A 22977-nucleotide genomic window follows, 5' to 3' on the forward strand; every position below is an offset into this window, starting at 1 on the left:
ACATGCCAATGAGGGCTGTATTCCTGTGATTGGGAATAATCAGCTGAATTAGGGTGGAACCACGAGTATAACACTCGTCCCTTTACCGGGACGGGTGTTTTTTGCGTTGTTTCTGTTGACCTCGTAGGCAGCAGAAGGCGCAATAGATGATCAGTCCGTGCGGTTGATGAGAATGGATCAGTTTTATTTTACAGGAGGAATGAGACAAATGGCAGTGAACATTAAACTACCGGATGGTTCGGTGCGTGAGTATGCAGATGGCAGCAGTATTGAGGATGTAGCCGCTTCGATCAGCAGCGGACTTCGCAAAAATGCCGCAGCAGGCAAGCTGGATGGTATCGTGGTAGATCTATCTACTCCAATTCATGAAGGAGCTTTGGTCGAAATTGTAACGCTGGATTCTCCTGAAGGTCTTGAGGTGATGCGTCACAGTACAGCGCACTTGCTGGCTCAGGCGGTTAAACGTTTGTACGGAAACAAAGAGGTGCATCTGGGCGTAGGGCCGGTTATCGAGGATGGTTTCTACTATGATATGGACCTCGAACATCCGCTCAACCCGGAGGATCTGCAGAAGATTGAGAAAGAAATGGAACGCATCATCAATGAAAATCTGCCGATCGTGCGCAAGGAAGTCAGCCGCGAGGAGGCTATCAACATTTTTAACGAAGTTGGCGACCCATACAAACTTGAGTTGATCAATGCTTTACCGGAAGATAGCGTGATCACGATCTATGAACAGGGCGAATTTTTCGACTTGTGCCGTGGACCGCACGTTCCATCTACAAGCAAAATTAAAGTATTCAAACTGATGAACGTAGCGGGTGCATACTGGCGTGGAGACAGCAAAAACAAAATGCTGCAGCGTGTATACGGTACAGCATTTGTGAAAAAAGCTCAGCTGGACGAGCACTTGCATTTCCTTGAGGAAGCACGCAAACGTGACCATCGCAAACTTGGTAAAGAGCTGGAAATGTTCACGTTCTCCCAACTGGTAGGACAAGGTCTGCCGATCTGGCTGCCTAACGGTGCGAAACTGCGCCGTACATTGGAACGTTACATCGTCGATCTTGAAGAAAGTCTCGGTTACCAGCATGTGTATACGCCGGTTCTCGGCAATGTGGAGCTGTACAAAACATCCGGACACTGGGAGCACTACCAAGAAGATATGTTCCCGAAAATGGTTATGGACAACGAAGAGTTGGTTCTTCGTCCGATGAACTGTCCTCACCATATGATGGTGTACAAATCCAGCATGCACAGCTATCGTGATCTGCCGATTCGTATCGCCGAGCTGGGGATGATGCATCGTTACGAAATGTCAGGCGCTTTGACAGGTCTTCACCGTGTGCGTGCGATGACGCTGAATGACTCGCATATCTTCGCACGCCCGGATCAGATCAAAGAAGAATTTGCACGGGTTATCGAATTGATCCAGACTGTATATAAAGATTTCGGTATCCACGAATATCGGTTCCGCCTGTCTTACCGTGATCCGCAGGATACGGAGAAATACTTCCAGAACGATGAGATGTGGGAAATGTCCCAGCGCATGCTGCGTGAAGTTGTGGAAGAGCTGGATTTACCGTTCTATGAAGCTGAAGGGGAAGCTGCATTTTACGGTCCGAAGCTTGACGTACAGATTAAAACAGCACTGGGCAAAGAAGAAACATTGTCTACCGTGCAGCTGGACTTCCTGCTTCCTGAGCGCTTCGAGCTGGAATATGTCGGTGATGATGGACAGAAGCACCGCCCAGTCGTAATTCATCGCGGTGTAATCAGCACAATGGAACGTTTTACTGCATTTTTGCTCGAGAACTTTGCAGGAGCATTCCCGCTCTGGCTGTCTCCAGTTCAAGCCAAAGTTATTCCGGTATCCGGCAACTATGACGATTATGCGCGTGAGGTGGAAGCAAAGCTGAAACGTGCAGGAATTGCGGCTGAAGCCGATCTTCGCAACGAGAAACTGGGTTATAAAATCCGTGAAGCACAGCTTGAGAAAATGCCTTATATGTTCGTTGTGGGTGAAAACGAGAAAAATGCGGCATCGGTATCCGTACGTAAACGCGGTGAAGGTGATCTCGGCATGAAGCTCGTTGATGAAATTACTGCCCAATTGAAAGAGGAAATTGCTTCAAGACAAGTCTAATATAGAACGCTGTTTGTAAAATAGTTGAATGAAACCGTCTGGGAACATTGGAGGAATCCATCGTTTTCAGGCGGTTTTTTACTGCTTGTTTTGCAGTCCGTTACCTGATACAAGGTATAGAACGAATGCTTTTTGGTAACCCTTTGCAAGTGAGGGGGAGGTTATACTATGAAAAAGCATCTTTTAAAATTCAATGAAAACCAAAAGTTAATCATCATGTGCTGCTTGATGTTTGCCGGAATCCTAATGAGTACCAATGAGGCCAAGGCCTATATATTTGAAGAGGAACGAAATATACTGCATGTCGAAGAAGAAGCAGATGATAAAAATGATCTGACCGATATCGTCAAAACAGAGCAGACAGCTGGCTTGAACCCGGCTGCACCTATATACACGGGTGAGGCTCAATGGACCACTTTGGTTTATATGGCATTTATGTGGTCTCCGCAGCCGATCGTTCTGCCGAAACCTGAACTGCCCGAGAAACGGGTGAATAAGTCTGCTGATCCTGCCATGCCCGTACTGGCTCCACGATCGGAACAGATTCTGGAGACACAGAAGGTCACTGCGACAGGATATACGGCAGGGATTGAGTCTACAGGCAAGACGCCCAAGCATCCCCAGTACGGTATTACGTATTCCGGAGTAAAGGTTCGGCGTGACAAAGAAACGGTTTCTACGATTGCAGCGGATCCAAAGCTGTTTCCGATGGGGTCTATTTTGTATATTCCGGGGTACGGTTACGGTATCGTCGCTGACACGGGCTCAGCCATCAAAGGTAACAAGATCGATCTGTATTTTCCGACAACCAAGCAGGTGTATAAAGAATGGGGCAAGAAGGACGTTGAGGTTCAGGTAATCAAGCAGGGCGCAGGGAAATGTACCGAAAAGATGCTGGCTGAGCTGTCTAAAGCGATCAATGTCTATAAAACAGTGCCGGACTCCTGGCTCGATAAAGCCATCTAAATGATGGAATGTTATGTCTGCATAACAAAAAGCCTCTCTTCACATAATATTGACTGGGGACGAACCCCGCACTGCAGCAAGCAGTGTAAATATGAAGAGAGAGGTGATTCGTTGTGGCAAAGAAATCCCAAGGTTATCAAACGCCTAACGAGAAGTATGATGCTGAGTTTGGTCAGGAGAATGGAAGTGCAGCTTCTAAAGTGAAGCAATCCGGTCAAAACAAAGTACAGGACAATTATCAAACACCTGATGAAAAATATAATGCCGAGTTTGGTGTAGAAAACACAGGCCAAACTGGCCGTGCAGGAAAAATGAAAAAGTAAGTTCAAGCAGCATGGAAGAAACAAACCATGCAGAATGAAAGCAAAGAATGATGATCCAGACACCCCGGAGCGACCTCCGGGGTGTTTTTATGTTTTTTACAAAATAATAAATTACATAATTATCCTCAAGCCTCAGTCTCGAGACCGAGTCGAATTCAACCTGTCGGCGCTGTTAACCTTGGCATGTCTGATGTACACTGGATATACAATAAAGACAAAGGAGACATGAGTGATGAAACGATCTACGCGGGACCGTTGGTGGGTTGGGATACCTCTTATCGCTATCGGTGCACTGATCTTGCTCAGGCAATTGGGATATGACATTGATATAGGATATGTGTTTAGAACGTATTGGCCGGTGTTTTTAATCTGGTGGGGCGTAAAAGGGTTGACGGAAATCCGGCGCAGTGGAGGATATGCTGCTGTTGGACCGGTCATCGCGCTTGCCATAGGTGGATTCTTTCTGGCGCGTAACTTGGGTGTGATTGGGTACGACTACTCACTGGGTGAATTTATCCGTTATCTGATTCCCGTACTGCTGATTGGTGGAGGGTTGTATGTATTAATTGGCCCAGGGCACCGGAATCGGAAACATCAAGACAGCGTAACGCCGCCTCCACCTGAGAAGCCATACGAACCTTTGTCACCTCAGGATCTGGAGATGCCTTCTTCGTTCGATGAAGAGTTTGAGAAAACGTTTGGCAAGCCGAAGCAGGAGCCATCCTCAGGCAAGCATCAGTCTTTTCACGCCGAGAAGCAATCTCATCAGAATGCAAACGGTGAAACGTATGGTCAGCCTCATACAAAGTATAATAAAAACTCCAATGATCAGAACTTTGAAGGATATGGTCATTTCAACAACAACGGGTACGAGCAGGGCTATGGCAAAACATTGAATAAATCGACGTTCATTGGTGATTTTCATATGGGTAAAGAAGTGTTTACGCTGAAACCGATGAATATCTCTTCGTTTATTGGCGATACGATCATTGATTTGACCAAGGCACAAATTCCGTATGGTGAGACCAAAATTGTCATTTCACATTTTATCGGAGATGTCAAAGTGTTTGTTCCTGAGGACATGGATCTGGGCGTCTCGTTAAGCACAACCTCTTTTATCGGCGATATGAAGCTTCTGGATACTAAACGCGGAGGTTTTATAGGAAACGCGCAGGAAGAGACTCCACACTATCGCGAAGCAGGCAAGAAAGTGCGAATTATCGTCAGTGTGTTTATCGGTGACATCAAAGTCAATAAGGTGGGTTAACGCATGATTCGAACGCTTCTCAAAGCAAACAAGTGGGAACTGATGACGTATTTTGTGCTAACCGGACTGATTGCACTGGGTGGTTTTTATCTGCTGTACGGTGATGTTCTTACGGGTTCTCATCGTAATAAGGCATGGACATACATTGGTATTGTTGTTCTGGGGACCGTTGTCACTGGTTATATTGCTGCACTGCGCATTCAGCGCAAGATTGATCTGCTGGATCTGAATATGCTTAAGGTATCCAAGGGGAATTTGGCGGTACGTATGCCGGAGGCTGATGATGCTTCATTCGGTCGGGTCTATCAGGAATTTAATGTAATGATGGAGTCGATTGAGAAAAAAATGAGGCTCCTTCAGCGGCTTGGCGAGCAGGAGGTTATTGAGAAAGAGCAGGCTTCGGAACGTGCCGTCATCGAAGAACGCAAACGTATGGCAAGAGATCTGCATGACACAGTAAGTCAGCAGCTGTTCGCCATGCATATGTCAGCTTCGTCCCTTCCACGCCTGCTGGAGATGAATCCTGAACATGGCCGTAATGTGCTGGATCAGTTAATTCAGATGTCACACACGGCGCAGCGCCAAATGCGCGGGTTAATTGCCCAGCTTCGTCCAGTGGAACTGGAAGGACGTGATCTGGCCGGTGCACTGGACAGCTGGTTTCCGGATTACTGCAGGCAAAATGGTTTGAAAGGCGTGAAAGAGCTGGAGCTGGATGGCGGAGTCTCGGATGCCATTGAGCACCAGCTGTTTCTTATTATTCAGGAAGCGGTGGCGAACGTAGTCAAACATGCCGAAGCCGGGCTGGTCAGCCTGTCCATTCGGGAATCGGAGCATCAGATCAGCATGAGCATCAGTGATGACGGACAGGGTTTCCTGCAGCAGGCAGACCGTCCGGGTTCGTACGGATTGTCGACGATGCGTGAGCGTGCAGAGAAGCTTGGCGGTCAAGTGCAGATTATTTCCAAACCCGGGGCGGGAACGACAGTACGGGTGCTTATACCGAAATTTCAGAAGGTGTCAGAGGAGGAAACGGAATGAACGGCAAAGTAAACGTAATGATTGTGGATGACCATGATATGGTACGGATGGGCTTGAAGACATATCTAATGCTGGAGCCTGCTTTTCATGTGATGGCAGAAGCGGGCAACGGACAGCAAGCGCTGGAACAGCTTCGTCAGATGAAAGACACGGATAAGCCTGACTTGATTCTCATGGATCTGATGATGCCGGTGATGAATGGAGCTGAGGCGACCCAAGCTATTATGTCCGAATTTCCGGGCATGAAAATTGTAATGCTGACCAGTTTTCTTGAGGATGATCTTGTTGTTCAAGCTATTGAGGCAGGAGCGGTTAGTTATGTGCTGAAAACCGTATCCGCTGAAGAGCTAATCTATGCCCTTCAGGGAGCAAACCGAGGTATGCCGGTGATGACGGGAGATGTGTCACAGGCGTTAACGCGAGGGATTCGGCAGCGGACGGCGAGAGAAAGCGAATCGGGACTAACAGATCGCGAGAAGGAAGTCCTTTTACTCATTGCGGAGGGGAAAAACAACAAAGATATCGGAGAAGAATTACATATCAGTATCAAAACGGTGAAAACCCATGTAAGCAACCTGCTGATGAAATGTGAAATGGACGATCGGACGCAGCTGGCCATCTATGCCCATCGTCAGGGCTGGGTGAAGAAACCGAGCTGAAAATACTGCTGTGCCGGGAAAAAACAGCAATTATTTCATGCTTTTATCTCCTTTTTAATTGTTTTTAAGGTACGGTTAAGGTTTAAAGTACAAAATAAAGACAGTTAAAGAATATCTCTTGCGAATAAGAGATTGGGAGGTAGAGAGGCATGGACGAACGTAATTATAGATCGAACCGACAAGATGAGGAAAAGGAAACCAGCGCAGCTGAGAATCGCAATCCTGCCGGAAATGAAGACTCCTCGTATTATTATTCTTATGGACCTTTTCAGTCCGTGAATCAGGAAGATACAGCTGGCTCCAACGGGGCACGCCAAGAAGGAAACGTAGAAATCACAAGACCCGATCCCGTGAAGCCAGTGCCTGCGTACTACAGCAGCGAAACTTCTGATGCAGCAGGCGGTGTATCTGGCGGTCGTGGTTCAGGTCATGGCGGAGATCAGGGGAATGGCAGCAAAAACAATGGAAACTGGAACTATAACAATCAAAGACCACGGTCTTCTGTAAGATCCCTTTTATTCTCGTTTATCGCTGGTATGGTGGTTATCACCCTGCTTATGTACACAGCAGATCGAACGAATATGTTCACGCCGCAGGCTGCGTTAGTGAACAATGGAGCCGAAACAGCTGCCCAGGAAACTCCGAGTAATACAGGCGGCGGCAATAACGTAACGGCATCTCTGCTGCCAACGGGTAAAGAGGATGTATCCTCTGTAGTGAAACAGGCAAGTCCGGCCGTAGTCAAGATTGAAACCTTGGCGAAACAGTCTTCGCGCAGTGGTGCAGGACAGGGCGGAGCCAATACAAGTGATCCACTGTATCAATATTTCTTCGGCGGCGGGCTTGGCGGGCCTGGTGGAAATGAAGAGCAGGAACCAGGACAAGGTCAGCAGCCTCAAGCAGGCAATCAGCTCGTACCTATGGGGATTGGCTCCGGATTTATTTTCGATAAAGAAGGTTACATCCTCACGAACCAGCACGTTGTTCAAGGAGCTGACGTCATTCAGGTAACACTTGAGAATAACAGCAAGCCTTATGAAGCCAAATTGCTGGGAAGCAGTTTTGACCTTGACCTTGCCGTTTTGAAAATTGAGAAAAACAGCGGAGATAAAGATTTCCCTGTAGCGCCGCTGGGCGACTCCAACAACACCCAGGTTGGTGAATGGCTCGTAGCGATTGGTAACCCGGAAGGGTTTGAACATACGGTAACTGCGGGTGTCCTCAGTGCCAAAGAACGTTCGATCAGCATTCCGGATCAGGAAACACGTAAAACACGTGAATACAGCCACCTGCTGCAGACCGATGCTTCCATTAACCCGGGTAACTCTGGCGGCCCTCTTCTTAACCTGAACGGTGAGGTTATCGGTATGAACGTTGCAGTAAGCGCAGACGCACAGGGGATCGGTTTTGCGATTCCGTCCAGCGTAATCTCTGAGGCCGTGAAATATTTGAAAGAGAATAAGGACGTTCCTAAAGAACCTGTACCGTTTATTGGAGCTTCACTTATGAATCTTACACCTGAAGTTGCTAAACAAATGGGAACCAATATTACGGAAGGTTCAGTTGTAGCGAGTACGGTCTACCAATCACCAGCTTATTTGGCTGATTTGAGACCCTATGACATTATTACAGGTGTAAATGGCACGCCGTATGCAACCAGTCAGGACCTCATTAATTTCATCAAGACACAGAAAGTCGGCGGTGAAATTACGCTCAATGTCGTTCGTGACGGTAAAAAAATGGATGTAAAAGTAAAGATTGGCAACAAAAATGATTTCAATACAACACAAACACAGCAGCAATAAGCTGTAAGACGCGATGCAGCCGAAAAGCTGAGAACGGAAGGGTGAAGGCCCTTCCGTTTTTTGCACTGTATTTCTATGATGCAGTTGGAACGCTGCTCCCTATATTTTGGTTGGGACTTTGCTGCTCAATGATTCGGACTTTGCTGCTCAAGATGGAGAAGATGCGAATCGGGCTTTGGCCTGTTACAATGGGAATACAACGTTAGGGTAAAGGAGAAAGACCATGCGCTCAACTATTTTAATTGTAGATGACGACGAAAAAATTGTGTCTATGCTGCGCCGAGGCCTGGCATTTGAAGGATACGAGGTACAGACGGCTTCTAACGGAGCAGAGGGCCTCAGCAAGCTGATGGACAAGGAGCCGGATATTGTAGTTCTGGATGTCATGATGCCGCAAATTGACGGCTTTGAAGTGTGCCGCAGATTAAGAGAAGCGGGCAGCAAAGTGCCTGTACTGATGCTGACTGCCAAAGATGAGGTTCAGAGCAGAGTAACCGGACTGGATACCGGCGCTGACGACTATTTGGTGAAGCCGTTTGCACTGGAGGAACTGCTCGCCCGTGTCCGTGCGCTGCTGCGCCGCAAGGCGGATATCGCTACTGTGACGGATAATCGACTGGTGTATGAAGACATCATTCTGGACAACGATTCACGTGAGGTGCTGCGTGATGGTAAACGTCTGGAGCTGACGGCGAAAGAGTTCGAACTGCTTAATCTGTTTATGCAGAATCCAAGACGGGTGCTGTCCCGTGATCTGATTATGGATAAAATTTGGGGATATGACTACAGCGGAGAGTCTAACGTGCTGGAGGTCTATATTGCGATGCTGAGACAGAAAACGGAAGAGCATGGCGGCAAACGTTTGATTCAGACGATCCGGGGAGCCGGCTACATTTTAAGAGGTGACTCATAACATGTCCATTCGGTTAAGGCTAACCGCATGGTATTCCGGAATTCTGGCAGCGGTGCTGATTTTTTGGGGTGTTGTCATTTATGCTTTTGTTTACTTTAATTCATATCAGGAAGTTGAACATCAACTTGCAGAGAAAAGCAGCAAGATTCTGAGTCAGATTAATCTGAACTTTCTCAACCAACTGAATCTGAACCTAGATCCATTTACAGAGATTGAACTGCAGGGTTCCCAAATCTACATTCAGTTATTCGATTATGAGACGGGAAACAACAACCGATCCAACAATATGGAAAAAGTAGGTTTGGAATTTCCGGTTATGAATGCCGAACGTTTGCTTCGAGAACCGGGAATGACAAAGCTCTATGTGAATGGAACACCGTTCATGGTGAATCAGGACCCCATCATTATTAAAATCAATGGGGTAACTAGCGTTAAAGGCGTTCTTCAAGTGGGGACTGTTGTGAATTCACAGGAGCGTCTGCTGGAAGCGCTGCGGAACATCCTTGTGTTTGGATGGCTTGTCGCTATGGCTCTGGCGATAACGTCAGGTTTGATTCTTGCCCGCAAGTCCATGCGCCCTTTGGTTAATGTGATTGATGCGGCAAATAAAATACAGTCCGGGGACGATCTCAGCGTCCGGATTCAGTACACCGGTCCGAAAGATGAGATTGGCCGTTTAATTGAAACGGTGAACAGCATGCTGGAGCGTACGGAACTGTCTTTCCGCGGATTGGAGGAGACCAATGCAGCGCAGCGCCGATTTGTATCCGATGCTTCCCATGAGCTGCGGACACCGCTGACCACGATTCGAGGGAATGTGGATTTCCTGAAGAAACTGTGGGATCAAGAGAGTGGCGATCGCCCGAATCTGGATGAAGAAACAGTCAAACAGATGTCTTTGGAGGCGATCGAAGATATGGCAGATGAAGGTAAGCGAATGAGCAGGCTCATTAGTGATATGCTGTCACTAGCCAGAGCGGATACAGGGCAGAAAATTGAGCTTAATCCCACTCCGCTTCAGATTTTGGTGCAGGAAGTGGCGCGCAGAGCGCAGTTTTTGGATCGCCAAGCTGACTGGCTGCCTGGTGATTTTTCGATCCTGAATGGCATCTACGTGAATGGGAGCAAAGATTATTTGCAGCAGATGCTGTTTATTTTTATCGAGAATGCGTTTAAGTACACACCGGAAGGCTCGGTTACACTGGATGCATTGCTCTACAAAGGACAGGTTGGACTGCGGATCAGTGATACCGGAATTGGCATGGAACGGGACGAGGTGCCGTTTATTTTCGACCGTTTCTACCGGGCAGATGAGTCTCGCGGAGCGACACCGGGTATTGGGCTGGGACTTTCCATTGCGAAATGGATCATCGAGGAGCATAATGGTTCTGTAGAAGTTGTGACGAGACGTGGAGAAGGAACCACTTTTATCATCTGGCTTCCGGTTGTCTTTGCCCCGCCTATCGAATAAAGGTATAATAAATGAGGACTGCAATTACATCGGCTGTACGCCGAAAAGAAAGCGGGTGGCAACCAAGTGGAAGTACTGCGAATTTCACCGCGGGGATATTGTTACGGAGTTGTGGACGCCATGGTGCTTGCGCGTCAGGCGGCACGCAACCTGGATCTACCACGGCCTATTTATATATTAGGAATGATTGTGCATAACAAACATGTGACGGATTCTTTTGAAGATGAGGGCATTATTACACTGGACGGTCCGAATCGGATGGAGATTCTGAATCAGGTGGAGAGCGGCACAATTATTTTCACAGCACATGGTGTATCACCAGAGGTGCGCAAGCTGGCTCGGGAGAAAGGTCTCACTACAGTGGACGCGACTTGTCCAGATGTGACCAAGACCCATGATCTGATCCGGGAGAAAACAGCCGAAGGATATGAGATCATCTATATCGGTAAGAAAAATCACCCTGAACCTGAAGGGGCGATTGGTGTTGCGCCGGGCCATGTGCATCTGATCGAGAAGGAAGAAGAGATCGAAGACCTGCGTGTGCCTGCGGGCAAAATTTTGATTACCAATCAGACTACGATGAGTCAATGGGATATCAAACACATTATGAGCCGGCTGCTGGAGAAGTTTCCGGGTGCGGAAATTCATAATGAAATATGTCTCGCTACACAGGTACGTCAGGAGGCCGTTGCTGAACAGGCGGGTCAATCGGATCTTGTCATCGTCGTGGGTGATCCGCGCAGCAATAACTCGAACCGTCTGGCTCAAGTGTCGGAGGAGATTGCAGGTGTAACGGCATATCGTATTTCGGACGTATCCGAGATTCAACAAGACTGGTTGAAAGGTGTACAGAAGGTAGCGGTTACTTCAGGTGCTTCAACACCCACACCAATTACGAAGGAAGTTATCCAGTATCTGGAGCAGTATGAGCATGATCAGCCGGAAACGTGGGAAATCAAACGTACCGTTAACATGAGCAAGCTGCTGCCTCCGGTTAGAGAGAAGACCCGTACAACCTAATTTCACAAATGAACAGGAAATATCCTGCTGTGCAGATCCCTTTTTGGATAACTGCGCAGCGGGATTTTTTTATTTTTATTTTGTCTAAAGCGTGAATCATTGACGGCGCTTCTTGACGGAAGGAGGGAGCTGTGATATATTTGCTTTAATGATTAAAAGCTTAAAAGCGAACAAGCGTTTAAGTGCGACAGGATTTGACGGCACAATCAACCAATAACTAAACATTCAGAGGCACGAAGTAAACGAGTGCTCTTATACAAGGAAGGATGGGGAAATATTATGATCGTTATTGCAGGCAAGAATACCTCGGAGGATCAGATTCAGGATATCGTCAGCGTTATTGCAAAGGAAGGGCTGCAGGCGCATGTATCGCGCGGAGAGGACCGTACGATCATTGGCTTGATTGGTAAAGTGGAACCTAAAATGCAGGAACACCTGCGCCAGATGAAGGGTGTCGAGAATGTTGTGAAGATTTCGAAATCCTATAAGCTCGCAAGTCGTGACTTCCATCCGGAAGATACAGTGATCTCGATCAAAGGTGTAGACATCGGCGGAAAAGAGCTTGTGGTTATGGGCGGTCCTTGCGCGGTTGAATCTGCAGCACAGATCGATGAAATTGCTGGCCTCGTGAAAGCAGCTGGCGGGCAGGTGCTTCGTGGAGGTGCCTTTAAGCCTCGCACAGGACCTTACAGTTTCCAGGGTACGGGTGTGGAAGGTTTGATCATGATGGCGGAAGCGGGACAGAAGCATAACCTGCTCACAATTACAGAAGTCATGACGCCGGAATACGTAGATATTTGTGCGGAATACGCGGACATTCTGCAGGTAGGTACACGCAACATGCAGAACTTCGACTTGCTGCGCAAATTGGGTGAGTGCGGTAAACCGGTACTTTTGAAACGCGGATTTAGTGCCACATATGATGAACTGCTTAACGCAGCGGAGTACATTCTGGCAGGTGGGAATCCAAATGTGATGCTGTGTGAACGCGGTATCCGTACATTTGAACAATACACTCGTAATACACTTGACCTGTCGGCGATCCCTGTCCTGCAGTCTCTGAGCCATCTGCCCGTCATTTCCGACCCGAGCCATGGTACAGGACGTCGTGAATTGGTAGAACCGATGACCAAAGCCTCAGTAGCTGCAGGAGCAAACGGTTTGATCATTGAGATGCATACAGATCCTGATAACTCCATGACTGGAGACGGTGTGCAGTCCCTGTTCCCTGACCAGTTCGCGAATTTGCTGCAGGATTTGGAGAAGTTAGCTCCAATCGTTGGCAAAACGTTTAACACAGCTAAACAGCCTGCGGCATTTTTCCCGGCACGTGCAGGCGTTTAAATTGACGCAGCATAAGAATGAGATTTTTTTTAAAAACCGGACATTTTCTCTGATTCGTTCTTTGTGAACAATTGGAGGAGATGTCCGGTTTTTCGTCTATTTTGCATAGATGAACATATTTATTAATCAAAGGTGATAAGAAACATTTATGATGTTATGTTTTTCCATGATTTAGGTTATTTCGGGGGTCGCTTCACCGCATTAAATCAATCAAATGTTAAATAAGTTCGTTGTTATATGCATTTATAGTTATTATAAAATGTAAGTATATCTGACATGCTCGCAAAAAATACCTTACATAAGTATTGACGATGTCATATTTCAGATTTTATAATGACGACAGAAAAAAATTCGAATATATAGACATTTTCTTCGTGGGGTTGTTTAATGTTCGGAATATTTGGGAGGACGAATACATGTCGGTTGAAAACGTATTGAAATCAATTCAAGAGAACAACATCGAGTGGGTAGATTTTCGTTTTGTAGATTTGGCTGGTCGTGCGCATCATATCTCTTTGCCAGCTTCGGCTGTTGATGCAGACACGTTCGTAAATGGAGTAGCGTTTGATGGTTCTTCTATCCAAGGTTTCCGCGGTATTGAAGAGTCCGATATGGTTATGATGCCTGACCCTGAAGCGACTTATGTCGATCCGTTCACTGCACACCCTACATTGAATGTTATGTGTGACATTTTCACGCCGGATGGCGAGCGTTATGAGCGTGACCCGCGCAGCATCGCAGTTAAAGCCGAAGCTTTCCTGAAAGAAAGCGGCGTAGGTACTGCAGCGTTCTTCGCACCAGAGTCCGAGTTCTTCATCTTTGACGATGTTCGTTATGAGAGCGGCACGAACAGCTCTTCTTACTTCGTAGATTCCGAAGAAGCATCATGGAACACAAACCGCAAAGAAGAAGGCGGCAACCTGGGCTTCAAAGTTCGCACTAAAGGCGGATATGTTCCAGTAGCTCCAGTGGATACCCAACAAGATATCCGCAGCGAAATGTGTCGTTTGTTGGAAGAAGCCGGTTTGTCCATCGAGCGTCATCACCATGAAGTAGCGACTGCCGGTCAAGCTGAAATCAACTTCCGTTTTGATACGTTGAAGAAAACAGCAGATAACCTGCTTGTTTATAAATACATCGTGCACAACACGGCACGTCAATATGGCAAAGTAGCAACATTCATGCCAAAACCATTGTTTGGCGATAACGGAAGCGGAATGCACGTTCACCAATCCATCTTCGATGGCGATTCTCCATTGTTCTATGACAAAGGTGGGTATGCTAACCTGAGCGAAATGGCTCTGCACTACATTGGAGGTATTCTCTACCACGCTCCGGCACTAATCGCTTTGACGAACCCAAGCACGAACTCGTTCAAACGTCTGGTTCCTGGTTATGAAGCACCTGTTAACTTGGTTTACTCCAAAGGTAACCGTTCCGCAGCTGTGCGTATCCCGGTAGCGGCTGTAACACCTAAAGGCTGCCGGATCGAGTTCCGTACACCGGACTCCACAGCTAACCCTTACTTGGCATTCTCCGCAATGTTGATGGCGGGTCTGGACGGAATCAAACGCAAAATCAACCCAACTGAACTTGGATATGGTCCACTCGATAAAAATATCTACGACCTGTCTGATGCAGACAAAGAAAACATCCGCAGTGTACCGGCTTCCCTCGAAGAAGCGCTGGATGCACTTGCAGCTGACCACGAGTTCTTGACTGAAGGCGGCGTGTTCACCAAAGAATTTATCGATAACTACATCAACCTCAAACGTGATGAAGCTAAAGCCGTTGCAATTCGCATTCATCCGCATGAATACAGCCTCTACTTCGACTGCTAATCCGTCGAAGTCGGAACCAAAGCGGTTCCAGCACCAAGCCTCCGGGATTCGTTCTCGGAGGCTTTTCCTTGAAGGAAACAGTGTATCGCTTTAACTTTTTAGGGTGATAAAGGAATTTGATGGCCTGGAATGACAATTCAGTGCATATTCCCCTTGAAGCAGTGAGGGAATACTGATATCATAGCGATAATATTTACTTCATATGTCAGTTAAGGATGGAAAGGGTGGGGGATTTTTTGACAAAGAGAGCGTATAACTTTAATGCAGGACCAGCGGCGCTGCCGCTAGAAGTACTGGAGCGTGCTCAGGCGGAATTTGTAGATTTTCGTAATACGGGTATGTCGATTATGGAGATGTCCCACCGCGGGGCCGTGTACGAGTCTGTACATAATGAAGCTCAGGAGCGCCTGCTGTCGCTGCTGGGAAGTCCAAAAGGCTATAAAGTTCTTTTCCTGCAGGGCGGTGCAAGCACACAGTTTGCCATGGTGCCGATGAACCTGCTTGGGGCAGGTCAGACAGCGAGTTACATCATGACAGGCAGCTGGGCCAAAAAGGCTCTGTCTGAAGCGAAGCTCGTTGGTGAGACACAGATCTCTGCCTCATCGGAATCCGATAAATTCATGAAATTACCGGATGTTTCGAATCTCAGCTTGTCCGAACGTACGGCTTATGTGCATTTGACATCTAATGAAACGATTGAAGGTACACAGTTCAAATCATTCCCCGATACCGGATCAGTACCGCTGATTGCGGACATGTCGAGTGATATTTTCTGCAAACCGTTTGATCTGAATCAGTTCGGAATGATCTATGCAGGTGCACAGAAAAACCTTGGACCTTCGGGCATTACCGTTGTGATCGCACGGGAGGAGCTGGTGAGTGAATCCCCTAAAACCATCCCGACCATGCTGCGTTACAGTACACATGTGGATAACAATTCCCTGTATAATACACCGCCATCTTTCTCGGTATATATGGTAAACGAAGTGTTGAAGTGGATTGAAGAACAAGGCGGCCTGACTGGCGTGGAACAAAAGAATATTAAAAAAGCGGAGCTGCTCTACAATACAATCGACTCCTCCGGAGATTTCTACCGCGGCTGCGTTGCACCAGAAGACCGCTCTTTAATGAATGTTACGTTCCGGCTCGCTTCCGAGGAACTGGAGAAGAAGTTTATTAAAGCTTCTGAGCAGGAAGGTTTTGTAGGTCTGAAGGGACATCGCAGTGTGGGGGGACTTCGTGCTTCCATCTATAACGCGGCTCCTTACGATAGTGTTAAGGCGCTTACTGACTTTATGAACCACTTCCAACAGACGAACGGTTAATCTCACAAATTTGACCAGATGGGCAGTAGTGAAGCTGTTGTAACGAGCTGTACTGCTGCTGTGGCAAAGCCTTCCACATTGACGTGTGGAGGGCTTTTCTTTAGAATTAGAGGATTGCTGTACATCTGACATGTAATTAAAAGGAGATCAAACACATATGGCATTACACATCGTTCTTGTTGAGCCGGAGATCCCGGCTAACACAGGCAACATTTCTCGGACTTGTGCTGCGACAGGCACCCATCTGCATCTCGTGCGCCCCTTGGGATTCCGTACAGATGATGCCACACTGAAGCGCGCAGGGCTGGATTATTGGCATGCGGTCCATATAGAATATCACGATTCGTTTGCTGAGGTTCAAGAGAAGTATCCGGAGGGACGTTTTTTCTACGCAACAACGAAAGCCAAAAACAAGTATACTGATTTCGAGTTTCAAGATGGAGATTTTCTTGTATTCGGTAAAGAAACAAAGGGACTTCCGCCTGAACTCATCGCTGCCAATCCCGAAACGTGTATGAAAATGCCAATGAGTGGTGATGTTCGTTCATTAAATCTTTCCAATTCAGCAGCAATTATTGTATATGAAGCGCTGCGACAGCTAAATTTTCCAGGGTTGGATTAATGAAATACGCGTAAAAAGACGGTTAGAATTCGCTAAAAAAACATTTTTCAAAAAAAAGGACAAAAAATGTTTATTTCCAGCAGGATTCGACAAAATTTTGGCGAATCATTAGATATAGTACTAATGTACCTAGAAATTCAGAGTAAGATAGGAGAGGTGTGCCGTAGCTATGAAGCCAGCTGGAGTAGTTCGCAAAGTTGACCAATTGGGTAGGATCGTATTGCCTAAATCTTTGCGCAAAAGGTATCAAATGAATGAAGGAGATCCTGTAGAAATTTTAGTTCAAGGGGATCATATTATTTTGGAAAGATACCGCCCGAAATGTATTTTCTGCGGATCGATGGAAGAAGTCAATGACTTTAAAGAGCGTTACATATGCGCACAATGCTTGGAAGAAATGACTCAGCTTTCATAAAAAATAAGCAAAAAAACGCCATGGAGTTCTAAACTTCATGGCGTTTTTTTGCTTTTAGTGATCACTAAGCAAGCTCAGGCAAAATCTGATCCCAAACGGTGTTGAGAATGCCCTGCATATTTTCCTCCTGGCTGTTTATGCTGATGACCGCTTCTCTGGAAGGCAGCACGATGCAAAATTGACCGAAAGCTCCATCTGCGCGATAAGCATCATGCGAGCACATCCAGAATTGGTAACCGTATCCTTGTCCCCAATCCCCGTCGCCTGTTGTTTTGATCTGCTCATGCACAGCTGCTTCGATCCATTCTGAAGGGACCAGCTGTTGGTCATTCCACCGGCCCTCCTGAAGCAGAAATTGTCCAAAACGGCTTAATTCCTCATTGTTCAGCCAAAGACCTGCACATCCAAGTGTAATGCCAAGTGGAGAAGTCTCCCATTCAATATGATGCATGCCCAGTGGTTCAAAAAGACGTGGAATGAGGTAATCTTTAACTGTCTGGCCGACGGCCTTTTGCAGCATAGCCGAAATCATAAACGTATCGCCGCTGCTGTAAGTAAAGTGTTCTCCGGGCATTCGGTCCAGTGATAAAGACATGTAATGCTTTGCCCAATCCTTTTCCTGCAGCGATTCCCGCTCGTCAGCCCAGAGAGGCGGGGAGTCGTGGCCCGAAGACATGCGAAGAAGATCTCGCAGTTTAAGTTCCCGCGGAGAAGGAAGCGGGGATTGGACAGGCTGTGACTGATCATAAGGGAAGAAGTCTCCCAATGTGTTGTCGAGATGGATGAGTCCTTCCTGAACGGCCAGTCCGACGGCCATGCTGGTAAAGGATTTGCTGATAGAATGCTGTACACGGCGGTAATCACCATTCTGATGCCATTCGTCCAGCAGCTGTCCATGCTGCAGTACACGCACAGAATGCACATTGAGCTGCTTCGCTGTGATTGTGTCTATAAATCCTTTGAGTTTAACAGACATGATAACCCTCCAATTTCAGGTGTTCGCCTGAAAGAATTCAATCTGGTGAAACGTTTCCGTAATTTTAATGGAAAATTAGAACTCATGCTAATATAATCTTGTTTTGATGTCAATTCGGGTGCAAAAACGAATGGTTAAACCTTAATATGTTCACAATAAAAGTGTCTTTTGGATCAAAATTGAAACGCTCAGGTCACTTTTTTGATAAAATAACGCGAAAATTGTAAAAAGGTTATTGACAGGATTTACTCATCGGGATTATGATTTATTCGAAACGATTCGAAGAAATCGCTTCCAAGTAAAATGTTGATATTTCAACTCTAAGTAAATCAACGTTAGGTAGTTTTGAAACGATTCGAGAGAATCGTTTCGATAACAGAGCTGGTTACGGGGAGCATGAGAGAAGAAGAAACGGAACACAGAGAAGAAAAGTAAGCAATCCGCAGTACAAAAGCAGCATGATGAAAGGGGTTACGAAAATGGCGCACATAACGATCGAAACCGGATCGCCCACATTATGTATGAACACCAGCATACACGTGGTGTCCAGTGACTCCGGAGAGACTTCAGGCGGTACACTATATCTGCTCCACGGGGCAGGAGATAATGCGAGTACCTGGCAGCGTCTGACTACGATTGAGATGTACGCAGCCCAGTACGGCTGTACCGTCATCATGCCGGAAGCAAATCGCAGTTACTACACCGATATGGAATACGGCCTGAATTACTTCCACTACATCACGAAGGAACTACCCGACATATGCGGACGGCTGTTACAGCTGAATTCCGATCCATCCAAAACGTACGTTGCTGGTTTGTCCATGGGTGGATATGGAGCATTGAAATGTGGGCTGACTTATCCTGAGCAGTATAGTAAGGTGGCGTCTTTATCCGGTGTAACCAATATTCAGGCTCGTCTTCGTGATCCTCATATGCCAGAAGGCATGGTCAAGGAAATGAAAGCGGTTTTTGGGGAACGGTTACAGGTAACGGCTGATCAGGATATTTACGCATTGTCAGCCAGACTGCTGGAGCAGGGAAAATCTCTGCCGAGCATACTGAGCTGCTGCGGAGACCACGATCCTTTCGTGGAGATGAATCGGGATTATGCCGAGTACATGCGGGGAACTGCATTTGATTTTCGGTATGTAGAGACGCCCGGCACACATGAATGGAGATTTTGGGAGCAGCATCTGAAAACGATGTTTGATTTTCTTTTCAACGACAACACCATAGTAGAGTGAGGAGATGCAAATTGAAACCTGCAGCCGAAGGACCTAGCAAAAAGCTGAAGGCAAACATGAAAGGCAAGTCGCTCTGGACTGAAATCTGGAAGCACCGAATGACGTATACCCTGCTTGTTCCGGGTCTTGTCTGGCTGATCCTGTTTGCTTATATGCCAATGGGCGGCCTGTCACTGGCATTCAAAGATTACAAAGCGAATCTTGGAATCTGGGGAAGTCCATGGAGCGGATTTGAAAATTTCAAATACGTCTTCCGTGATCCATCCTTTATTGATGCCGTATGGCGGACGCTTTACATTAACATTCTGAAACTGATTATTCAGTTCCCGTTCCCGATTATTCTGGCACTGCTGCTGAATGAGCTGCGGATGCGCAGAGGGAAAAAGTGGTTTCAAACGGTTCTGACGTTCCCGCACTTTTTGTCCTGGATCATCGTATCCGGGGTAGTCATCAACGTGCTTGCCTACGACGGCTTGGTGAACAGTGCACTTGGATTGCTTGGACTGCCAACCATTAATTTCCTTGGATCTGAATCAAACTTCGTTCCCATGCTGCTGCTGACGGATATCTGGAAATCAAGCGGTTGGGGCGCGATTATCTTCCTGGCAGCGATCTCAGGTATCGATCAGGACCAATACGAATCTGCACAGATTGACGGTGCATCCCGGATGCAGCAGATGTTTCGTATTACGCTGCCCAATATTCTTCCAACGATTACAGTCATGTTTATTTTGTCCGTAGGCGGATTGATGTCCTCCGGTTTCGACCAGATTTTCAACTTGGCGAACGCGGCAACGAAAAATGTATCAGAAGTACTCGATGTGTATATTTATCGGATTACGTTCCAGTCCTCAACCGACTTTTCATTCTCGACAGCGGTCAGCTTGTTCCGTTCCCTGGTGAATATGGTGCTGCTGCTTCTGGCTGACAGATTTGCCAAGTGGCTTGGCGGAGACGGTTTGTTCCGATAAGAGAGGGGGAGAAATGAGATGAGCAAAAAAGCTGGAAGAAAACCGAAAATCGGCACCGAACGAATGACGATTCTCGATTACGTAATATTTGCTATTTTGTTAGTGCTTGCGCTGATGATCCTGATTCCGTTCTGGAATGTCGTCATGATCTCGTTTGCAACGCAGAAAGAGTATGCGGAAAATCCGTTCCTGATGTTCCCGAAAGAGTTCACGCTGGATTCCTACCGAGCACTGTTCGCTAACGGAAGTATTATGTCTGGTTACAAAAATACATTGATTTTGCTGGTTATTGGTTTGCCGCTCAGCTTGTTCCTGACAACAAGTATGGCTTACGGTCTGAGCCGCAGCAATTTTCCGTTCAAAAAGTTTCTCTTTTTCCTGGTGCTGTTCACCATGATCTTTAACGGAGGGATCGTTCCTCTGTACCTGATTATGAAATCTTTGCATCTTACAGGAACGTTATGGTCCGTTATTCTGGCGGGAAGCTTCAGTGCCTTTAACATGATTCTGATGATGAACTACTTCTACACCCTGCCTGAATCGCTGATGGAATCAGCACGGCTGGATGGTGCAGGAGAGTGGAGAATTTTGTTCTCCGTCGTTCTTCCGCTGGCAACACCAATTATGGCAACCATCACACTTTTCTACGGGGTAGCCTACTGGAACAGCTGGTATGATGCGATGATCTTCCTGCGAAAAGCAGATCAGTTACCGCTGCAGAACGTGCTGCGCAACATCATTGTCACATCAACGACCAATGCTTCCAATGCATCCAGTGTCGATGCAGTCAAGCTGAGCAGCTTCTCCATGGGTATGAAGATGGCTGCGGTCTTTGTAACAATGGTACCAATTATGTGTTTCTTCCCAATGCTGCAAAAGCACTTTGCCAAAGGGGTATTAACAGGGGCTATCAAGACCTGATATACACATAGGATTTCAATGCAAAAGAAATTCGACTAAAAAACATGGGGGTAAAAGCATGAAAACGGGCAAAAAGTTGTCAGTCAAATCGTTATTTGCGATCACACTCTGTCTCTTGATGTTGGTGGTATCCGCTTGTTCCAACAGCAGCAAAGGTTCAGATGGTGGAAACGAAAAGGATGCGGAAGGAAATTACAAAGATAACCTGACCATTTCTGTAGCGAATCTGACCGAAGTGAAGAACGGAAATATGGACAATGAGTTCCATAAATTCTGGGAAGACAAATTCAACATAAAATGGGACTACAACTACATTGACTGGGATTCTTGGGGCGAGAAGCTTCGTCTGTGGATCAACTCTGGCGACCTGCCGGATGTAGCGGTGTGGAACTATGTACATGGCGATGCAATCAACAACATCGATCAAGGTTTGTTCTACAAATTCCCGGATGATTGGAAAGAGCGCTGGCCAAACGTTGCTGCGGCTTACAAACTGACAGGACTTGGTGATAAGTTGGAAGAACTGACAGGCGGTACGTATGTGCTTCCTAGACCAATCTATTTTGAAAACAAACCGGCAGATCCGCTGACGAACCAAATCGGTGTTATCGCTCTTCGTAAAGACTGGGCAAAAGCCGTTGGTTTCGAACTGAAGGATGCTTACACAACTTCCGAATTGAATCAGTTTGCTGAACTGGTAAAAGAAAAAGATCCAGGCAAAGTGGGCAATAAACTGGTGCCATTGTCTTACAATGCTGCCGATGCGATGACAAACATCATCATGCCTAACAATGTTCATGCAATTACAGACGTTCCTTTCTACAAAGGTGAAGATGGTCAGTTCCATTGGGGTCCTGCAGATCCAGAAACACTGACAGGTCTGAAATTGATGCAAAAAGCGTACAAAGATGGACTGCTTAACCCTGAGTTCTACACTTGGAAAAACAATGAAGGACAAAACAACTTCAAAGTAACAGGTACTGCGGCTGTAACAAGTCTTGGTGGACTCGCTTCTTACAGACAAGGTCTGGATTCCGATATGAAAAAGAACCTTGGCGTGAACAGTGATGACCTCGTTCACACAGCGATCGTTCTTGGTGATGATGGTAAATACCGCAACATGGAGCAAGCGAACTTCTGGTCTGCACTGATTTTCAACCCGAACATCAGTGATGAGAAATTCGAACGGATCATGGATCTGATCGATTACTCTGCAACTAAAGAAGGACAACTGCTTATCAACATGGGCTTTGAAGGCAAGGACTGGAAATACGATGACAACAAAGAGCTGGTAAGCTTGCTGCCAGAGGGAACTGTACTGGAAGACAAATATCCTGCACGTTTTGAAGGACTTTATCTTCTTGGCGATGACTTCAGTGTTGTAAACCCTGCAATCAAAAAAGATTACCGTGATAGAGCAGTAGAATTGTTCCAAGAGAAAGCGAAATTGGGTACAGAAGGAAAATCGTTGGCACCATACGATTGGGATGTGAACCTGTACGATTCCAAAGCGAAGAGCCAAGCTTCTTTCGATTATCAAAACGAATACGCCAACTTGATCCTCAAAGGTGGAGATTTGGAAGCCAACTGGAAAGAGTGGGTTAATAGCAAAATGTCTCTGGTTCAACCATACCTGGATGAACTGAACGAGAAGTTCAAGTAAAAACGTAAAACACTAAAGAACAGAATGGGGATGGCAGGAGCGTT

Annotated in this window: 20 protein-coding genes; 19 read left to right on the plus strand and 1 reads right to left on the minus strand. The window is 46.7% G+C overall.

Translation table 11 applies throughout. The annotated features are described in order from the left end of the window. Positions 1 to 208 precede the first annotated feature (208 nt). The 15 genes from thrS to MKY97_RS09025 all read left to right on the plus strand — a co-directional run bounded on the left by thrS (position 209) and on the right by MKY97_RS09025 (position 17158). A complete protein-coding gene (gene thrS / locus MKY97_RS08955; RefSeq protein WP_342555097.1) occupies positions 209 to 2146 on the plus strand; it encodes a threonine--tRNA ligase in 1938 nt (645 codons plus the stop codon). Positions 2147 to 2314: 168 nt separating this feature from the next. Then, entirely contained in the window at positions 2315 to 3112 is a 798-nt protein-coding gene (locus MKY97_RS08960) for a 3D domain-containing protein (protein WP_342555098.1), read from the plus strand. A 113-nt stretch (positions 3113 to 3225) separates the two neighbouring features. After that, positions 3226 to 3435, plus strand: coding sequence for a hypothetical protein (locus tag MKY97_RS08965; protein WP_342555099.1), 210 nt, complete (start codon positions 3226 to 3228; stop codon positions 3433 to 3435). A gap of 232 nt (positions 3436 to 3667) precedes the next feature. Continuing rightward, positions 3668 to 4702 carry a cell wall-active antibiotics response protein LiaF gene (liaF, locus tag MKY97_RS08970; protein WP_342555100.1) on the plus strand — a complete coding sequence of 345 codons (1035 nt, stop codon included), beginning with the start codon at positions 3668 to 3670 and terminating at the stop codon, positions 4700 to 4702. Positions 4703 to 4705: 3 nt separating this feature from the next. Continuing rightward, positions 4706 to 5743 carry a sensor histidine kinase gene (locus MKY97_RS08975; protein WP_342555101.1) on the plus strand — a complete coding sequence of 346 codons (1038 nt, stop codon included), beginning with the start codon at positions 4706 to 4708 and terminating at the stop codon, positions 5741 to 5743. Further along, positions 5740 to 6402, plus strand: coding sequence for a response regulator transcription factor (locus tag MKY97_RS08980; protein WP_342555102.1), 663 nt, complete (start codon positions 5740 to 5742; stop codon positions 6400 to 6402). The genes MKY97_RS08975 and MKY97_RS08980 overlap by 4 nt, the downstream gene beginning before the upstream one ends. A gap of 149 nt (positions 6403 to 6551) precedes the next feature. Next, positions 6552 to 8207, plus strand: coding sequence for a trypsin-like peptidase domain-containing protein (locus tag MKY97_RS08985; RefSeq protein ID WP_342555103.1), 1656 nt, complete (start codon positions 6552 to 6554; stop codon positions 8205 to 8207). A gap of 223 nt (positions 8208 to 8430) precedes the next feature. Next, a complete protein-coding gene (locus MKY97_RS08990; protein WP_342555104.1) occupies positions 8431 to 9120 on the plus strand; it encodes a response regulator transcription factor in 690 nt (229 codons plus the stop codon). Position 9121: 1 nt separating this feature from the next. Continuing rightward, a complete protein-coding gene (locus MKY97_RS08995; protein ID WP_342555105.1) occupies positions 9122 to 10591 on the plus strand; it encodes a HAMP domain-containing sensor histidine kinase in 1470 nt (489 codons plus the stop codon). 66 nt (positions 10592 to 10657) lie between these two features. Beyond that, positions 10658 to 11611, plus strand: coding sequence for a 4-hydroxy-3-methylbut-2-enyl diphosphate reductase (locus MKY97_RS09000; RefSeq protein WP_342555106.1), 954 nt, complete (start codon positions 10658 to 10660; stop codon positions 11609 to 11611). Positions 11612 to 11890: 279 nt separating this feature from the next. After that, complete coding sequence (gene aroF, locus MKY97_RS09005) at positions 11891 to 12955, plus strand: 3-deoxy-7-phosphoheptulonate synthase (RefSeq protein WP_342555107.1); 1065 nt, start codon at positions 11891 to 11893, stop codon at positions 12953 to 12955. Between the two features lie 416 nt (positions 12956 to 13371). Beyond that, entirely contained in the window at positions 13372 to 14796 is a 1425-nt protein-coding gene (gene glnA, locus MKY97_RS09010; RefSeq protein WP_342555108.1) for a type I glutamate--ammonia ligase, read from the plus strand. 236 nt (positions 14797 to 15032) lie between these two features. Next, a complete protein-coding gene (gene serC, locus MKY97_RS09015) occupies positions 15033 to 16121 on the plus strand; it encodes a 3-phosphoserine/phosphohydroxythreonine transaminase (protein WP_342555109.1) in 1089 nt (362 codons plus the stop codon). Between the two features lie 157 nt (positions 16122 to 16278). Next, positions 16279 to 16743: a tRNA (uridine(34)/cytosine(34)/5-carboxymethylaminomethyluridine(34)-2'-O)-methyltransferase TrmL gene (gene trmL, locus MKY97_RS09020; protein ID WP_342555110.1), complete on the plus strand. Its 465-nt coding sequence runs from the start codon at positions 16279 to 16281 to the stop codon at positions 16741 to 16743. A 169-nt stretch (positions 16744 to 16912) separates the two neighbouring features. Next, positions 16913 to 17158: an AbrB/MazE/SpoVT family DNA-binding domain-containing protein gene (locus MKY97_RS09025; RefSeq protein WP_342555111.1), complete on the plus strand. Its 246-nt coding sequence runs from the start codon at positions 16913 to 16915 to the stop codon at positions 17156 to 17158. 64 nt (positions 17159 to 17222) lie between these two features. Here the strand turns inward: MKY97_RS09025 and MKY97_RS09030 are convergent, their stop codons facing one another. Further along, positions 17223 to 18134, minus strand: coding sequence for a serine hydrolase (locus tag MKY97_RS09030; protein ID WP_342555112.1), 912 nt, complete (start codon positions 18132 to 18134; stop codon positions 17223 to 17225). A 479-nt stretch (positions 18135 to 18613) separates the two neighbouring features. Between MKY97_RS09030 and MKY97_RS09035 the strand changes: the two genes are divergently transcribed. Genes MKY97_RS09035 through MKY97_RS09050 form a run of 4 tightly spaced genes read left to right on the plus strand, consistent with a single transcriptional unit; the run spans position 18614 to position 22933 of the window. After that, positions 18614 to 19378 (plus strand): alpha/beta hydrolase family protein, encoded by a 765-nt coding sequence (locus MKY97_RS09035; protein ID WP_342555113.1) that lies wholly within the window; start codon positions 18614 to 18616, stop codon positions 19376 to 19378. Positions 19379 to 19389: 11 nt separating this feature from the next. Further along, positions 19390 to 20349 (plus strand): ABC transporter permease subunit, encoded by a 960-nt coding sequence (locus tag MKY97_RS09040; RefSeq protein ID WP_342555114.1) that lies wholly within the window; start codon positions 19390 to 19392, stop codon positions 20347 to 20349. An 18-nt stretch (positions 20350 to 20367) separates the two neighbouring features. Then, positions 20368 to 21270 carry a carbohydrate ABC transporter permease gene (locus MKY97_RS09045; protein WP_342555115.1) on the plus strand — a complete coding sequence of 301 codons (903 nt, stop codon included), beginning with the start codon at positions 20368 to 20370 and terminating at the stop codon, positions 21268 to 21270. A 58-nt stretch (positions 21271 to 21328) separates the two neighbouring features. After that, the gene (locus tag MKY97_RS09050; protein ID WP_342555116.1) at positions 21329 to 22933 is read left to right on the plus strand and encodes an ABC transporter substrate-binding protein; all 1605 of its coding nucleotides are present in this window, start codon (positions 21329 to 21331) and stop codon (positions 22931 to 22933) included. The last annotated feature ends 44 nt before the right edge of the window (positions 22934 to 22977 follow it).

The sequence above is a fragment of the Paenibacillus sp. FSL R7-0652 genome (assembly GCF_038595045.1).
Classification (GTDB): Bacteria; Bacillota; Bacilli; order Paenibacillales; family Paenibacillaceae; genus Paenibacillus.

Excerpts from the sequence above, each read along its gene's own strand:
- thrS (WP_342555097.1), top strand. The coding sequence starts at position 209 with ATGGCAGTGAACATTAAACTACCGGATGGTTCGGTGCGTGAGTATGCA.
- MKY97_RS08960 (WP_342555098.1), top strand. The coding sequence starts at position 2,315 with ATGAAAAAGCATCTTTTAAAATTCAATGAAAACCAAAAGTTAATCATC.
- liaF (WP_342555100.1), top strand. The coding sequence starts at position 3,668 with ATGAAACGATCTACGCGGGACCGTTGGTGGGTTGGGATACCTCTTATC.
- MKY97_RS08975 (WP_342555101.1), top strand. The coding sequence starts at position 4,706 with ATGATTCGAACGCTTCTCAAAGCAAACAAGTGGGAACTGATGACGTAT.
- MKY97_RS08980 (WP_342555102.1), top strand. The coding sequence starts at position 5,740 with ATGAACGGCAAAGTAAACGTAATGATTGTGGATGACCATGATATGGTA.
- MKY97_RS08985 (WP_342555103.1), top strand. The coding sequence starts at position 6,552 with ATGGACGAACGTAATTATAGATCGAACCGACAAGATGAGGAAAAGGAA.
- MKY97_RS08990 (WP_342555104.1), top strand. The coding sequence starts at position 8,431 with ATGCGCTCAACTATTTTAATTGTAGATGACGACGAAAAAATTGTGTCT.
- MKY97_RS08995 (WP_342555105.1), top strand. The coding sequence starts at position 9,122 with ATGTCCATTCGGTTAAGGCTAACCGCATGGTATTCCGGAATTCTGGCA.
- aroF (WP_342555107.1), top strand. The coding sequence starts at position 11,891 with ATGATCGTTATTGCAGGCAAGAATACCTCGGAGGATCAGATTCAGGAT.
- glnA (WP_342555108.1), top strand. The coding sequence starts at position 13,372 with ATGTCGGTTGAAAACGTATTGAAATCAATTCAAGAGAACAACATCGAG.
- trmL (WP_342555110.1), top strand. The coding sequence starts at position 16,279 with ATGGCATTACACATCGTTCTTGTTGAGCCGGAGATCCCGGCTAACACA.
- MKY97_RS09025 (WP_342555111.1), top strand. The coding sequence starts at position 16,913 with ATGAAGCCAGCTGGAGTAGTTCGCAAAGTTGACCAATTGGGTAGGATC.
- MKY97_RS09030 (WP_342555112.1), bottom strand. The coding sequence starts at position 18,134 with ATGTCTGTTAAACTCAAAGGATTTATAGACACAATCACAGCGAAGCAG.
- MKY97_RS09035 (WP_342555113.1), top strand. The coding sequence starts at position 18,614 with ATGGCGCACATAACGATCGAAACCGGATCGCCCACATTATGTATGAAC.
- MKY97_RS09045 (WP_342555115.1), top strand. The coding sequence starts at position 20,368 with ATGAGCAAAAAAGCTGGAAGAAAACCGAAAATCGGCACCGAACGAATG.
- MKY97_RS09050 (WP_342555116.1), top strand. The coding sequence starts at position 21,329 with ATGAAAACGGGCAAAAAGTTGTCAGTCAAATCGTTATTTGCGATCACA.